Raw genomic sequence first — 13589 nt, forward strand, 5'->3', positions numbered from 1 at the left:
TTATTAAGCGAACGAAGAACATCAAAATTCAGTAGAAAAGCCCAGTTTGTCTAAATTGGGCTTTCATTCAATCAATAACATATTGATTATAAATAATTTATGCAATATCTTTCGTATAAGGTGTATTATGTTGATTTTAGGAAAATTAAAGAGAGAGGGTCATGCAAGTAAGAAAACTTCTAAAACAAGATTATGAAAACTGGTTAAGCCTTTGAAAGGGATATCAGGACTTCTATAAAGTGAATTTAACATCAGAACTTTCTAAATTAACTTTTGATCGTCTAATTGATGAAAGTGAAGAAATGGGGTGTTTTGTACTTGAAGTGGATAAGAAACTAATTGGTCTAGTGCACTATATTTTTCATCGTAGTACATGGACAGAAGGCAATTCTTGCTACCTTCAAGACCTATTTGTACAAACAGATAATCGTGCTAAAGGCTGTGGTAAAAGTTTGATAGAAGCTATATATGCTGAAGCTCATAAGAAAAATTGTTCTCGAGTCTATTGGTTAACTCAAGAAACAAACTATCAAGCAAGAATTTTATATGATCAAGTAGCGATAAATACTGGCTTTATTCAATATCGAAAAAATCTAGTTTAAAAAATAAAAAAATGCCCTTAAACGTCCGTATTTTGCCCCCCCCATATTATGTTAATTTTAGAAGGAATTAAAAATAATAATGTTTATAGAGTCTTTAACTAATTTTATTAAAAAAATAAACTCGGGCTTTGAACTTGATGAATGGTATTTATCTAATTTCATTGATGAATCTGTTTGTACACTATCTCAATCCGCTTCTAGTTAATGAATTAACTAGAAATTATAGAATAAAAAACTTCTTTCCATTTAACATAATGGCGATTATTCAAAATACACTTACATAAATATCAATTATTTTAAAATTTCATCATAGTTAAAAATGCACAAAACCGATTTTGAAACAAGTCGGCGTTTTATTCATCGAATTTGTCACTTTCACCCAATAAAAGTAATCGAAACAAGTTCATCTTAATTACTAAAAATTGTGATGATTAAAATCATCACAATTTGTCAGTTGGGACTATTCTAAGTTTTGGGTAAGTACTTAATTTTTATTTATCCATTTCATTAAGAACCTGAATCATTTCTTTTGTAGGTTTTAAATGACCTAGTTGCCATTGTTCAGGTGGATGTTCATCAATGCGAATCCAAATATGCTCTCTAAAAGCAGCTCTTCCCTTACCTTCAATTTCCACAAATAAATCTGTTAAACGCTTAAAAAGCTCAGCTTTACTGTCTTTATCAAGTAAACCTTCTATTGTTTGTACATGAATGAATGGCATATTATTATCTCAATTAAGTCTAGGTCTATATTTAAGACTCAGATTAAGCGGAGTTCTCCTGAATGTCAAATCAAATATCTTTGAGTCACAAGTTTTCTTCCGAAGCCTGTGGAATTGTTAAAATTGCTGAAATTCTAAATGACAGATGGACCATTCTCTTATTAAGAGAAGCCTTTTATGGGGTGACTAAATTCAATGATTTCATGAAAAATACAGGTATATCCAAGCAAATCCTATCCAATCGATTAAAGCATCTTGTTGAATTAAATATATTAAAGTTGTCTTTATACAAAGAAATGGGAACAAGAGAACGTCAAGAATACTTACTCACATCAAAGGGAAGAAGTTTGAATGTGGTATTACTGGCGATGTTAGAATCTGGTGGTCATTTTTTATCAGAAGAAGAGCCTGTCGTTAAAATTTTCCAAAAAGATCAAGATGCAGCGCTTAGATTGAAACTTGTTAATGAAAATAATCAAGTGGTTAGTATTAATGATGTGGAATTAAGAACTGTTTGTAATTCTAAAGATTAGTTTAGAAAAGCTAATCAGACTTCTTTCATCAATTACTTTCTGCTTAGCTCTAAATTTTGGGCGCCACTGCATAAAGCTCAAGAACGTTCTGTAATGAAAAAGAGTTATACAGAAATACTTCTACCTTAAAAGGGTAATAAAACTATTAATATCCTATCAGAAAATTCTTTTTTTACTCTTTTGCAAAGCACTGATTTCTTATTCCTCTTTAACATAATCGTGCTTATACAAAATAGATTTTTAAGATTACCTTAAGATCAGTATCTTATTCTTATACATACCCTCTGGAACGATCTCGTTCAACCGACTTAGAAATAGGTCGGTTTTTTTATGTGCAATTTTTATACTTCTGTCCAATAAATCTAATTACTTCTCAACCCAATTAAAGCTTTTCCAGCAGGTTCAACACAAAAAATATCTCCAATTTCAGAGGATAAAAAGAAGACAAATTTTATCCTGACTTGTACGTATATGCTTACAACAATTCCCGCTCTTTGCGGCTGTACGACTTCAGGTGGATTTCTTATCATGGGGACATAGAGAACAGGAAGTTCCAAAGAACAAAAATAAGAAAGATCGCACAAGGACTGCAAGGTACGACAGGAGTTATACCAAGCGAACCAATACCAAAAAGCCCGACAGGATGTCGGGCTTTTTTATTAATACGTGCTTTTTGTAATGTTATATAAGTTTTCAATCATATCTGAAATTATGTCCCTATTTTTAACGAAAGAATTATCTTCAATATATTTTTTCACATCATGAAGCGTATTTTTTCCATATTCCAACAACGCGATTTGTTGATCAATAATCTCTATTTTGTTGTCAATCAGTTGATTAGAAATATCATTACAGGTTTCAGAAGGAGGTTTAGTCTCAAGTTCGATTAACTGTTTAATCTCTTCCAAACTAAAGCCAATGGTTTTTAAACAAATAATTAACTTAACTTTTTGCTCATGTAGATCACCATAACTCCTATATCCATTTGATAGTCGGTCAGGAATTAATATTTTACGCCTTTCATAAAAACGTAAAGTGTCTAATGAAAGACCATACTTTAGAGAAAATTGACGAATATTCACTCAACCACCACGATTCCTTTATCTAGGATATTTTAAAAGTGTTTTTGTTAAATGGATGATCTTCAAGATATTGTTTGAAAGACTCATTCATTCTCTTAAAATTTAATTGCGTAGGTTGAATAATAAAATAATTTAAAATTGGCACAAGTAACCCATTAAAATCTTCTGTCTGAATGAATTGAGTTGTATTTGCATCAATTTTAGTAAAAACAAACTGATGCCGACCATTAAACAATCCATTGATATAGAGTTTACCCTCCCATTCTAGATGATATTGATCAATTTTTTTTACCTCTGGCTGCATTTGAAATTTCACATTTTTGTTTTCATCATATAAATCGACAATAATTTGTTGACCGATATATGTGGGAAATTGATCGAGACCAAATAAAGTATTCCACTCTGAGTAAGATGAAGTACATGTGAAGAGTTGCCAAACCTGGTCTATTGGTTGATTTATAACGATCTTTGTTTCAATTCTTTTATGTCTAAAGATAAATAGAAAAAACAAAAATAATGCAATGATAGTGAAAACTGTTTCCATAAAATAATGTCTTTATTACTCAAGCAGACAATAATTCTAAGATTGGAGTCTAGTCCAACATCAAGGAAAACTTTAAGCTCATGCTTATAAGCTTTGGCTCTTAACATAAAATCACTGTGACAAAACCTTCATCATCCGCCATCACTAGCGACAACATTTCAAAGCCCCTCGCCTAGACAATTTGCACAAAAAAACGTATAACACCGTTCTTCAAATTTAACTGGTGACTCAAACCGTGAAACTCATCCTTGCACCCATGGAAGGCTTAACTGACCCGATTATGCGTGATGTCTTAACATCCGTCGGCAGCTTCGACTGGTGTGTAACCGAGTTTATTCGTGTCACCAACTCTGTGTTGCCTGATCATATTTTTCATCAGTTTTGCCCTGAGTTACTGAACGATGGGAAAACAGCTTCGGGCACCCCCGTACACGTGCAGTTTTTAGGTAATGATCCTGAAATGTTAGCAGCCAATGCCATTCGTGCTGTTGCACTTGGTGCTCCCGCTATCGATATGAACTTTGGTTGCCCTGCCAAAACTGTTAATCGTCATCGTGGCGGTTCGGTATTGTTAGATGAACCTGAAGTAGTACACGAGTTAGTCAAAGCTGTGCGTAATGCAGTGCCTCCGCATATTCCTGTATCAGCTAAAATGCGCTTGGGCTATATGGACCGCAACTTTATGCTGGAAAATGCCCATGCAATTGAAGATGCGGGCGCAGCTTGGGTAACGGTACATGCCCGTACCAAAGCAGATGGCTATACCCCACCCGCGTTTTGGGATCAGTTACAACCGATTCGTGAAGCATTGAAAATTAATGTGATTGCCAATGGTGAAATCTGGACCAATGCTGATGCTAAACAATGTCGCTTAGAATCAGGTTGTGAAGACCTAATGATAGGTCGTGGTGCTGTAACGACTCCCGATTTAACTCAATGCATTCGCCAAAACTCAGATACCGCTTTATTAAGTTGGAATGATTTATTGGCTTTGCAAATTCGCTTTATTAACGGTCCAGCCAAAACTGAAATTGGTATGCTTGGACGTTATAAACAATGGCTAGGCATGATGTCTAAGCATTATCCTGAAGCAAAATTACTTTGGGATGAAGTAAAACGTATTAAACAATTGCATGAAATTGTAGAAAAATTAGAAGCAACTTTGCTTTAAGTTTCAAATAAAGACCATGAGATACTTTTCGTATCTCATGGCTGTTTCAAGCTAAAATGATTAACTCACTTCGCTAAGTAAAATAGGCAGTCCTGTTTCAAGTTGTATTGGCATAGAAATATGCTGATGCGCCACTTTCCAGACTTGCTCTACTTTCTGAAAACATATGGTGGTGCGACACCAAAACACTTCTAAATTGGGAATTGCATCAATTTGATCGACCTTTGAAAAACAGTGTAATACGGCGAGTTCTGGCTGGGCAATAAGTTTAATGCCTTCACGATATACACGAATGTTTCCAGCTTTCACTGGAAGATAACGCCTCCACAATTGTTTATACGCATCTATACCCGTTAAATGGGTACTTACATCAATTAAACTTACATCTTCGACACAAAGATCAGCTAAAGCTTGTATATCCATGCTTGCTACAGCTTCATCCCATTGTTTCAGCATTAATAAGATGGCATGGGCACTTTGCTCATCACCCGAAATTTCTATGCTCATCGTGTCATTCCTTTACAGTGTATTCACTTATCATCAACATAAGCTCTGATTTTGACTGCATCGCGACTTAAACGTATCTGCAGACAAATTAAAGACATTCAAAGCCATTTTGTCTTTTATACACAGTCTTAGAAGGTGCACTCCCTACAGCCTTCATAAACTTTAAACATGTGATTTTCATCACACTATAAAAACTATAGCGAAAATAATTCAGAGAATAAAGCGGTAATTTTAAAGGACTTCCAACCCCTTATTTCCTCATCGCTTTTAGCAAATTAAATCCAATAAAAAAGCATGCCAATGGGCATGCTTAATCAAAATAAATTTGGCATTACACCGTTAAATCTTTAATGGTGATAGATGAGCCATTATTTTTGACTGACTCAATTCCCTTATCGCGTGATTGTTCTGAAGAGTAAAATTGACTGGTACCAATCACCTGATGATTGGCAGCTTTTAAATTAAAATACGGCTTACCATTACTGGCGGTTAAACGCTCATAACGGCTGTCATCCGCACTATTTTTATGAACAGATTCTATTCCCACATGCGCCGAGGCTTTTGCTTTGTAAAGCTCACTCGTTAAAATTACTTCCCCATTACCCGCTTTAAGCACAAAGCGATATTGCCCATCTTTTGCTTGACTCAGCTCAAACCATCCAGACATATTTTTATTCCTCTTGTTGTTTTCACTTTACTTATTGTTGCTTAAAACTATTTAAGTTCTAAGAAATATAAATGACTTTTAGACAACAAAAAAGAGCATTTTTAATCAAACATTCACTCAACAGGAACCATTGTGATTCCTGCCGCCCTAAAACCATGCAATTTTTAGGTTATAGTCATCAATTTTTGCTTAAGTAACCATATAAAAATACAAGATGGCATCACGTCGCTGATGTAGGTACAACCACCGTTTTACCGTAAAAAGCGCTTTCCATTTCAAGAACTTCCACACATAGTTGTACCGTCAAATGCGTTTGCTTAGGTAGCGACTGCTGTAATGCTAAAAGTAATTGATTGGAAATTTCTGTTTTTGTAGCTATATCTCGCCCTGAAAGCAAAGAAACTTTGACATGTACATAGGCCTGATTCGACTCACCTAAACCAATCAAATAATCACTTTGACAAATTGCTCGGCTTTTAATGTCTGTAGCAACTTGTACATGGCCTGTCGCAAACAGTGCTTGGTTTAGACCTAATAAAATCGGCTGGGAATGAAAGTCTTTTAAATTGTCTGAATATTCCAAATGAATATGCGGCATCTGTGTGCAACCCAAACTGTGAAAACTGGGTTATACCATGTTTTCATACCTCACTGATGCAAGAAAAAGGATGAGATCATCCTCAATCTATGCATAGTGAGATAAAACACTTCAATTAAACTTTTTTCACATATTCCGATTTCAGTTTGATTGCTCCAATCCCATCAACTTTGCAATCAATATCATGTCCATCGCTGGCTTCAGGTAATAAACGAATGTTCTTGACCTTGGTTCCAACTTTAACCACCGAAGATGAGCCTTTAATTTTTAAATCTTTAATTACAGTTACAGTATCGCCATTAACCAATAAGTTACCGTTAGCGTCCTTAATTTGAGCAACCTCTTCTGCTTGGTTCAACTCACCTTCTTTCCATTCGTGCGAGCATTCTGGGCAAATCAATAAGTCGCCATCTTGATAGGTATATTCTGATTGGCATTTTGGGCAGTTTGGTAAAGACATAAAAAACTCAAAAAATAAAAAATAAAACTTAGTGTACTGTAAAATTGCGAATAACCCTAAATTTCATATGGGTATTTCTGCAAATTATTGCTTTTGAAACATAACGTAATTAAATTTCTGAACTTGTCCATTTGGTGTGATATGCATATTTTGTACACTCGTAACTAAACGGAAATCGGGCTCAGCAAATTGTTGCTGTAATTGTGCAATGCTATAACGTTGAACCTCTAATCCACTGCATTGTACAGGACCATCTTCAGCAAAAGTAGCCATAATCACGTACCCTAAGGGCTGTACGGCTGTTTTCACTTGCTGTATATAACGCTTTTGCTCTTGAGGTTGGGTCAAAAAATGAAATACCGCACGATCATGCCAAACTTGATAGGTTTCTGGTTCAAATTCCACACTTAAAAGGTCGGCGACCTTCCAGTGAATCAAATGAGCACGATCACCTAAACGCTGTTGGCTCTGCCGCAATGCCATATTCGATATATCTAGTACCGTTAAATGACGATAGCCTAAATCGAGTAATTCATCCGCAAGTATCGATGCGCCAGCGCCAATATCAATTATTGCTGCATCAGGTTCCAATTTCAAAGATTGAATCAGTTGTATCGATTGACTTGCATGTAACTGAAACCAACTGACTTGCGTCACGGCTTTATCTGTATAAACCCGGTTCCAATGAGTTTCTGTTGACATGTCTTATTTCCCAACAACAATTCACATAGATAAATTATATTATATTAAAATATATTTTATTTTAAGTGTTTTCATCTTCAGGGAATTCTAAATAGTGCTTCAAGACCAGAGCATGATTTTGGGTTGCATTCTTTGCCGCAGTAATCAAGCTAATATTATGGTGTTGGACTAAACGTCGTAATTCTGCGAGTGTTTCAGGATGTTGCCTCAATTCAAGCAAATATTTTGCTCGAAACTCTTCCCAACCAATTAAATCTTGATGATAAGACTGCCTTAAAACAGTGGACGGCGTAATCTCTTTTGGCCATAAATCAATCTTGGCATCTTGTTTTTTAATACCTCTTGGCCATAGACGATCCACTAAAATTCTTAATCCATCATCTATAGTTACAGGGCTATAGGCACGCTTTATTTGAATCTGCATTAATTTCCTTAACGATGAGAAAACAAACAACTCATTTAACTTTCCATACTAATATCTTCGACATTTCCATCTTCATCAAATGACACACATAGCACATAGTCAGTCACATTCTCTGGCAGACTAAAGTCAATCGAATCATCATTTTCTTCAACCGAATGAAAGTCTAAAAAGCGCTGTGTCGATAATAACTCAATCACCTGCTTTGCTTCAGGGCGCGTGAGTCCAGTATGATGCTGCCAATACTGCGGAGAGATTTCTTGCAGATGATGCTCCACATACAAGCGTACTTGATTATCTAACCCAACATCTTGCAGATAGCTTTGCCAAATCGCATTCCGAGCTTTCTGTTCTCTTTCCTTAAAATTATTAAATGTTTGCATAACATCCTTACCATTTATCCATCAGGTATTTCAGGTGTAATCAGGAGTGCCAGCAATTGTAAAGACTCTTGCCAGCCCAAATAACATGCTTCTACAGGAATTACATCAGGTATGCCTGATTGGGTGATTTGAATTTCAGTACCGACAGAGACTGCTTTAAATTGAACTTTGACTTCAATTAAATCAGGCATGTTTGGATCTTCGAATTGATCAACATAGCGTAACAGCTCATTCGGAACTACTTCATGATATGTTCCACCAAAACCAATGCGTGTACCTGTAAAAAAGTTAGTGAAATACATGCGATATCTGCCCTCAGGTTTAACCTCAAGCAAATCTACATGTGCCGTAAAACCGTGGGGTGCCATCCATTTGACTAAGGCATCTGCTGTGGTAAATGCCCGATACACACGCTCTGGTGGTGCATTAAACACACGATGTAATTGAACAGTATTCGACATGAGACACCTATATTTTTATTCTTTAGTTTTAAATAGTGTACGGCAGGCAGAGGCAGCTTATGTATAACTTGAGTATAAATTATACAGCTACCACCTACTTTGGCCTCTCGCTACTCGTCATCATAATCATAGAGATAGCTAAGACAGCCCCAACCGTCGTATTCACCTTGGAACATTTCGGCAATTTTAACAAACCACTCTTCTAAATCTTGAACATCCTGATATTCAGGAATCATATTCACATGAACATTCAACACCCATAAATCACTGCCATCATTTTTGACTTCTTCTTGAAACAGCGAAATCTTTTGTTCTTCATGCAATAAATGCAAAGCGCATTTTTCTGCCTGATCTTGGGTGGTAAAAACTATAGAGAATTCAATCTCATGTAGATCTGTTAGATCATTGCCATCTTCATACATCTGCCACAGCACATTACCGTTATCATCATCTGGAAATAATTCATAGTTACGGCTCATGGTTATATCCCTGCTTTTTTGTTTATTAATTAAACGTAATTTAGCATGATTTTATGACAGTTTAAGCCCCGAAAGAGATATTTTTAAAATGCAGGTAAACTCTGAATATCAACAGGCTCACCACTGAATGGCTGTACAAACTTCAAGTGACTAGCATGTAATGCCATGCGCTTTAAAGGACTTTGAAAAGGTTCAGGATGATAGAGTTTATCCCCTGTAATTGGATGTCCAATATATTGCATATGCACACGTAATTGATGTGAGCGCCCTGTAATCGGGGTCAACAATACACGGCTAATATCCTGTGTTGAATCATAATGCATCAGCTCAAATAAGGTTTTGGCCACCTTACCCAATTCAAAATGCACAATCTGACGTGGACGATTTTCCCAATCCGTAATTAAAGGAACGTCTACACTTCCCGATTGCTGAATATGACCCTGTACCAATGCTTGATAATGTTTGGTCACCGTTCGTGCTTGGAACATTTTGCTGACCGCGACTTCGGCATCACGATGCTTGGCAAACATCAAAATTCCCGAGGTCGCCATATCCAAACGATGGGTAATTTTCGCACCAGGAAATTGTGCTAAAACGCGATAATAAGCACTATCATGATGTTCAGGTAAACGTCCAGGCACCGATAGCAAACCCGCAGGTTTATTAATAATCACCAAGTCTGCATCTTCATACACAATATGCAAAGGCTCTTGTGGTGGTGTATAAACAAAGTGGTCATTTAAAGGCATGATTGGACTGGTGTACGAATAAAGCGGGCAAAATATCAAGCCAACAGGATGCTGTCAATTTTTCTGCTTTTTGTCATTTCATTTATCCAAAAGTGATACTTTCTCCATTAAAAAATCGACAAATATTTAGCGATGCTTATTCATTTCTGTCAGCAAATCTAACTGAATTTCTTGAATTTGTGTCAGCCTTTCCCATTGATGCAACAGCAAATGATCCATTTTTTCATGCAGGTGTCGAATTTCTAATTCCGCTTTGAGATTAATCTGGTAATCATGCTGCGAACGTAACCGGTCTTTGGCTTCCTGTCTATTTTGACTCATCATAATAATCGGGGCCTGTATGGCCGCCAAACATGACAAAACCAAATTTAGTAAAATAAAAGGATACGGGTCAACTGGATGTACCCATAACACCACTGTATTTAAAAGAATCCAAAGCACTAAAAACATGCCAAAACAAATCAGGAACGTCCAACTGCCACCAAAACTGGCAATTTTATCTGCTAATTTCTCGCCCAATGTCCAGTTTTGATCAAACTCAGTTTCAATGTTTTTAGTGATGAGTTCATGCCGTTGCATGCTGCTAATCACTTCACGCTCTAAATCGGTCAGCTCGCCTTTTTCAGATTTCAACAACGAATGTACATATTGGATGCGATAATGGGTCAAATCGGGTCGACAAATAAAACTGTCTGAGGACCAATCTGGTTCATCTTTTTTAATCTCATCACTGATCACATCACGAATAATATGGCCAGAGACCAATGCTTTATAAGGAAATGACTTTTTGCACACTGCACACGTTTGATTTTGTCTATCTGTCATCTTTTTAATTCGTTTTCTATTTTGACTCCATCATAACAATTTTCTATGCAAATGAAGCGACTACAACTCCTGTAATAACAAGAATGTTCAATTTAATCTAGAAAAGATAAAATAATAAATGGAACCAAATTAAACACCATAATTAGAATTTTATAGACTGCCATCGCAGCATAATGAATTGCATCAAAAGTCTGTTCATTAAGATTAAACCAACGACCATGTAAACTTTTCATCCATGTTCGGGCATTGATAAAAACCAAAAACCAAATCAATAAAATGAGATAATTGAGGACTAAAGACCAACCCAACACTTGCCGTAATAATTCCATATCCATGTTTATCACTCCTATACTCAGCTTCAATCACAATGTAATAAGCTAAAGCTTTAGCCCAACACGAAAACCTCTCGCAGCATAATAAGATTCAGCCCCGTTATGATAAGTAAACACCTGACCATAGCGACGGTCACAAAACAATGCTCCGCCCAAAGACCGAATAGCATCAGGTGTATTCACCCAACTTGATGTTTTTTGGTCAAAATTCCCCAATTTTTGTAGTTCACGATATTGCTGTTCTGTCAGGAGTAATGTGCCCATCACCTCTGCCAAACGCAGCGCACTGTCTTGTGGCGGATTCTGCTTTCGAGCAGCCAAGGCTTCTGCGTCATAACATAAACTACGACGACCTATGGGGCTTTCCTCTGCACAATCAACAAAATAATATTCATCGCTGTTTTGTTCAAATTGAATAAGATCAGGCTCGCCCCCTGTTTGCTCCATCCAGTGCAAACTTTGAATTTTTTTAGGTTGTGCTTGAAGTTTGGATAACACTTCACTCCATTTGAGATGGGGATGCCTTAAAACATGCTGCTCGAAACGTTGTTGTAAACGGGTAAAAAGTTGCTGATCATCCAATGGCAGATCTAAGTTGTGATAGCTCATCTCTGCTCTTCTTTTTATGACATTATTTTTCAGAACCTGCTCTTATCATGTTACTGAACGAGATAAAAAACATCGTCTTAATTTGTAAATGATGTAAACAAGTAAAGGGAATATAAATAAGAGGTTAAAATATTATTAAAATTATATTGTTATTCGATTTTATTCTAAAAAATTTTTAGGGTGTCAAGGGAAAACATCCGTGGTTTACTTCAACAACCATGACTTTGTAAATCATAACCTTGTGCCTATAAACTTTTGGTTTATAGCGTCCTAAGCCGAATCGAGACCTTTTGGGTAAGCACTACACTCACGTTGTACGCAACTGGTAGCAATCTACTCTTTCCGATCCCCATCACACCCTTGAGATATAGTGTAGGCAGATTCAACTGGGATTGTTTTCCTAAAAACTAGATTTTTTTATTTTTTTTAAATATATTTCCCACGATAATAGAAATATAGAGAATTAATTTCCATTTAATAAATTTTAATCAACTTTTAATTTCACTTTTATGTATATTTTGCGTTTTTTTACCAAGCCAACTCCAATAAATCTAAAATTATGCCCAAATCACCATAATGGCTGCCAAAATGACTAAAAAAAGTCCCAAATGATCGGAACGAGCTAATTTTTCTTTAAAGAAATATGCAGAAATCAATAAACTAAATAGAATTTCAATTTGCCCTAAGGTTTTCACTAAAGCCACGGTCTGCATACTCATGGCACTAAACCAACCTAAAGATGCCAAGAAACTACATAAACTAACTTTAAAAGTCAGTCCCATACGCTGCCCCATGTGGTACAAGGTTTTTCTGCTAAATAAACCGAGGTACAACAATAAAATCACACATTGAAAGCTAATTAAAATACATAACACCCACGCCGCACGGTGCAAAAATGGCAGCATTACAAGTTCTAAACTGGCTTCACGTACCAATAAAGAGGTAATTGCAAAACATAATCCACTGCCTAATCCAATCACTAAAGTTTTGAAAGAGAGTGTGCTCTGATTATTTCCTTTACTTAGAAAGAATACGGCGATTGCACCTACTAGTACCCCGAACCATCCCCAAACCGTTAAGTGTTCTTGTAAAAACAACACGCCAATTAAAGCTGCCAAAATGGCTTCGCTTTTTGCCAAACCAATCCCAATCGCATAATTTTTTTGTTGAAATAATTTCACCATTAATGCAGTTGCATAGATCTGACTCACACCTGCAATCACAATATATAGCCAAAAATGTGTCGAAAAACTCACAACCGCTGTGGTAGGTTGTTGGTGATATAAAATTGCAAGGTAACTTAAGGCAAAGATTGGAGAAAAGAGAAAACGCGCTAAGGTAGTTCCATACACATCAACTGTGCTACTGAGTTGCTTTTGAAAAGCATTACGCCACGCCTGCATAAATGCAGCCATAATTGTGAATAATACCCAAGCAATTGCCATAGCTCTAACTTCATCTTTAACTCGGTGGTTAATTTACTCGCTTCAAATTCACTTTTCGAGCTTTAGTTTCGATTGATTTAACTGATGTATGTTGCTTCTGCGGCAAGGCGAAAATCTAACGAATAAAAACCATATTGGTTTTCAAGATAGAGGAGTGTAAATCAACTAGACAACCTAAGGTTCGCGTGTAATGTGCTTGATCTGAAAAGCTAGCTTCAAAAGCAAGAGCAATTAAACTCTAGCTTTGAATACATAATTGAATGACATAGCCCACTTTTAACAAAGATACCTGTGACT

Annotated in this window: 19 protein-coding genes and 1 pseudogene; 3 read left to right on the forward strand and 17 right to left on the reverse strand. The window is 36.2% G+C overall.

Annotated elements, in window-relative coordinates:
* The first annotated feature begins 161 nt into the window (after positions 1-161).
* Positions 162-602, forward strand: a pseudogene (locus I593_RS18080) (GNAT family N-acetyltransferase).
* A gap of 491 nt (positions 603-1093) precedes the next feature.
* Here I593_RS18080 and I593_RS18085 read toward each other — a convergent pair.
* On the reverse strand, positions 1094-1324 hold the full coding sequence (locus I593_RS18085) for a tautomerase family protein (RefSeq protein WP_016165318.1): 231 nt from the start codon (positions 1322-1324) through the stop codon (positions 1094-1096).
* A gap of 62 nt (positions 1325-1386) precedes the next feature.
* On the opposite strand from I593_RS18085, the gene I593_RS18090 reads away from it, so the two are divergent.
* Entirely contained in the window at positions 1387-1857 is a 471-nt protein-coding gene (locus I593_RS18090; protein ID WP_016165319.1) for a winged helix-turn-helix transcriptional regulator, read from the forward strand.
* A 659-nt stretch (positions 1858-2516) separates the two neighbouring features.
* On the opposite strand, the gene I593_RS18095 is transcribed toward I593_RS18090, so the two are convergent.
* Positions 2517-2939 carry a MerR family transcriptional regulator gene (locus I593_RS18095; protein ID WP_016165320.1) on the reverse strand — a complete coding sequence of 141 codons (423 nt, stop codon included), beginning with the start codon at positions 2937-2939 and terminating at the stop codon, positions 2517-2519.
* A 22-nt stretch (positions 2940-2961) separates the two neighbouring features.
* Entirely contained in the window at positions 2962-3483 is a 522-nt protein-coding gene (locus I593_RS20935) for an SRPBCC domain-containing protein (protein ID WP_016165321.1), read from the reverse strand.
* Positions 3484-3718: 235 nt separating this feature from the next.
* On the opposite strand from I593_RS20935, the gene I593_RS18105 reads away from it, so the two are divergent.
* Positions 3719-4654 carry a tRNA dihydrouridine synthase gene (locus tag I593_RS18105; RefSeq protein WP_026441070.1) on the forward strand — a complete coding sequence of 312 codons (936 nt, stop codon included), beginning with the start codon at positions 3719-3721 and terminating at the stop codon, positions 4652-4654.
* A gap of 60 nt (positions 4655-4714) precedes the next feature.
* Here I593_RS18105 and I593_RS18110 read toward each other — a convergent pair whose 3' ends face one another.
* The 14 genes from I593_RS18110 to I593_RS18175 all read right to left on the reverse strand — a co-directional run bounded on the left by I593_RS18110 (position 4715) and on the right by I593_RS18175 (position 13292).
* Complete coding sequence (locus tag I593_RS18110) at positions 4715-5161, reverse strand: YybH family protein (RefSeq protein ID WP_016165323.1); 447 nt, start codon at positions 5159-5161, stop codon at positions 4715-4717.
* 331 nt (positions 5162-5492) lie between these two features.
* A complete protein-coding gene (locus I593_RS18115; RefSeq protein WP_016165324.1) occupies positions 5493-5828 on the reverse strand; it encodes a YegP family protein in 336 nt (111 codons plus the stop codon).
* Between the two features lie 220 nt (positions 5829-6048).
* Positions 6049-6426, reverse strand: coding sequence for a 5-carboxymethyl-2-hydroxymuconate Delta-isomerase (locus tag I593_RS18120; protein WP_016165325.1), 378 nt, complete (start codon positions 6424-6426; stop codon positions 6049-6051).
* 115 nt (positions 6427-6541) lie between these two features.
* Entirely contained in the window at positions 6542-6886 is a 345-nt protein-coding gene (locus I593_RS18125; RefSeq protein ID WP_016165326.1) for a zinc ribbon domain-containing protein YjdM, read from the reverse strand.
* An 84-nt stretch (positions 6887-6970) separates the two neighbouring features.
* The gene (locus I593_RS18130; protein WP_016165327.1) at positions 6971-7588 is read right to left on the reverse strand and encodes a class I SAM-dependent methyltransferase; all 618 of its coding nucleotides are present in this window, start codon (positions 7586-7588) and stop codon (positions 6971-6973) included.
* Between the two features lie 61 nt (positions 7589-7649).
* Positions 7650-8012 carry a DUF488 domain-containing protein gene (locus tag I593_RS18135; protein WP_016165328.1) on the reverse strand — a complete coding sequence of 121 codons (363 nt, stop codon included), beginning with the start codon at positions 8010-8012 and terminating at the stop codon, positions 7650-7652.
* Between the two features lie 35 nt (positions 8013-8047).
* A complete protein-coding gene (locus I593_RS18140; RefSeq protein ID WP_016165329.1) occupies positions 8048-8392 on the reverse strand; it encodes a DUF2004 domain-containing protein in 345 nt (114 codons plus the stop codon).
* Positions 8393-8406: 14 nt separating this feature from the next.
* A complete protein-coding gene (locus tag I593_RS18145) occupies positions 8407-8853 on the reverse strand; it encodes an SRPBCC family protein (protein ID WP_016165330.1) in 447 nt (148 codons plus the stop codon).
* Positions 8854-8963: 110 nt separating this feature from the next.
* Positions 8964-9332 (reverse strand): ribonuclease E inhibitor RraB, encoded by a 369-nt coding sequence (locus I593_RS18150; RefSeq protein WP_016165331.1) that lies wholly within the window; start codon positions 9330-9332, stop codon positions 8964-8966.
* Positions 9333-9415: 83 nt separating this feature from the next.
* Positions 9416-10081: an RluA family pseudouridine synthase gene (locus I593_RS18155; protein WP_016165332.1), complete on the reverse strand. Its 666-nt coding sequence runs from the start codon at positions 10079-10081 to the stop codon at positions 9416-9418.
* A 126-nt stretch (positions 10082-10207) separates the two neighbouring features.
* On the reverse strand, positions 10208-10906 hold the full coding sequence (locus tag I593_RS18160) for a DUF1003 domain-containing protein (RefSeq protein WP_016165333.1): 699 nt from the start codon (positions 10904-10906) through the stop codon (positions 10208-10210).
* Between the two features lie 92 nt (positions 10907-10998).
* Positions 10999-11241, reverse strand: a complete 243-nt coding sequence (locus I593_RS18165; protein WP_016165334.1) for a DUF6868 family protein — start codon at positions 11239-11241, stop codon at positions 10999-11001.
* Positions 11242-11283: 42 nt separating this feature from the next.
* The gene (locus I593_RS18170; RefSeq protein WP_016165335.1) at positions 11284-11847 is read right to left on the reverse strand and encodes a DUF4256 domain-containing protein; all 564 of its coding nucleotides are present in this window, start codon (positions 11845-11847) and stop codon (positions 11284-11286) included.
* A gap of 557 nt (positions 11848-12404) precedes the next feature.
* Entirely contained in the window at positions 12405-13292 is an 888-nt protein-coding gene (locus I593_RS18175) for a DMT family transporter (RefSeq protein WP_016165336.1), read from the reverse strand.
* Between the last annotated feature and the right edge of the window lie 297 nt (positions 13293-13589).

The organism is Acinetobacter tandoii DSM 14970 = CIP 107469 (assembly GCF_000400735.1).
Taxonomy (GTDB): Bacteria; Pseudomonadota; Gammaproteobacteria; order Pseudomonadales; family Moraxellaceae; genus Acinetobacter; species Acinetobacter tandoii.

Excerpts from the sequence above, each read along its gene's own strand:
- I593_RS18120 (WP_016165325.1), bottom strand. The coding sequence starts at position 6,426 with ATGCCGCATATTCATTTGGAATATTCAGACAATTTAAAAGACTTTCAT.
- I593_RS18165 (WP_016165334.1), bottom strand. The coding sequence starts at position 11,241 with ATGGATATGGAATTATTACGGCAAGTGTTGGGTTGGTCTTTAGTCCTC.
- I593_RS18125 (WP_016165326.1), bottom strand. The coding sequence starts at position 6,886 with ATGTCTTTACCAAACTGCCCAAAATGCCAATCAGAATATACCTATCAA.
- I593_RS18090 (WP_016165319.1), top strand. The coding sequence starts at position 1,387 with ATGTCAAATCAAATATCTTTGAGTCACAAGTTTTCTTCCGAAGCCTGT.
- I593_RS18160 (WP_016165333.1), bottom strand. The coding sequence starts at position 10,906 with ATGACAGATAGACAAAATCAAACGTGTGCAGTGTGCAAAAAGTCATTT.
- I593_RS18155 (WP_016165332.1), bottom strand. The coding sequence starts at position 10,081 with ATGCCTTTAAATGACCACTTTGTTTATACACCACCACAAGAGCCTTTG.
- I593_RS20935 (WP_016165321.1), bottom strand. The coding sequence starts at position 3,483 with ATGGAAACAGTTTTCACTATCATTGCATTATTTTTGTTTTTTCTATTT.
- I593_RS18115 (WP_016165324.1), bottom strand. The coding sequence starts at position 5,828 with ATGTCTGGATGGTTTGAGCTGAGTCAAGCAAAAGATGGGCAATATCGC.
- I593_RS18085 (WP_016165318.1), bottom strand. The coding sequence starts at position 1,324 with ATGCCATTCATTCATGTACAAACAATAGAAGGTTTACTTGATAAAGAC.
- I593_RS18110 (WP_016165323.1), bottom strand. The coding sequence starts at position 5,161 with ATGAGCATAGAAATTTCGGGTGATGAGCAAAGTGCCCATGCCATCTTA.
- I593_RS18130 (WP_016165327.1), bottom strand. The coding sequence starts at position 7,588 with ATGTCAACAGAAACTCATTGGAACCGGGTTTATACAGATAAAGCCGTG.
- I593_RS18170 (WP_016165335.1), bottom strand. The coding sequence starts at position 11,847 with ATGAGCTATCACAACTTAGATCTGCCATTGGATGATCAGCAACTTTTT.
- I593_RS18145 (WP_016165330.1), bottom strand. The coding sequence starts at position 8,853 with ATGTCGAATACTGTTCAATTACATCGTGTGTTTAATGCACCACCAGAG.
- I593_RS18175 (WP_016165336.1), bottom strand. The coding sequence starts at position 13,292 with ATGGCAATTGCTTGGGTATTATTCACAATTATGGCTGCATTTATGCAG.
- I593_RS18135 (WP_016165328.1), bottom strand. The coding sequence starts at position 8,012 with ATGCAGATTCAAATAAAGCGTGCCTATAGCCCTGTAACTATAGATGAT.
- I593_RS18140 (WP_016165329.1), bottom strand. The coding sequence starts at position 8,392 with ATGCAAACATTTAATAATTTTAAGGAAAGAGAACAGAAAGCTCGGAAT.
- I593_RS18150 (WP_016165331.1), bottom strand. The coding sequence starts at position 9,332 with ATGAGCCGTAACTATGAATTATTTCCAGATGATGATAACGGTAATGTG.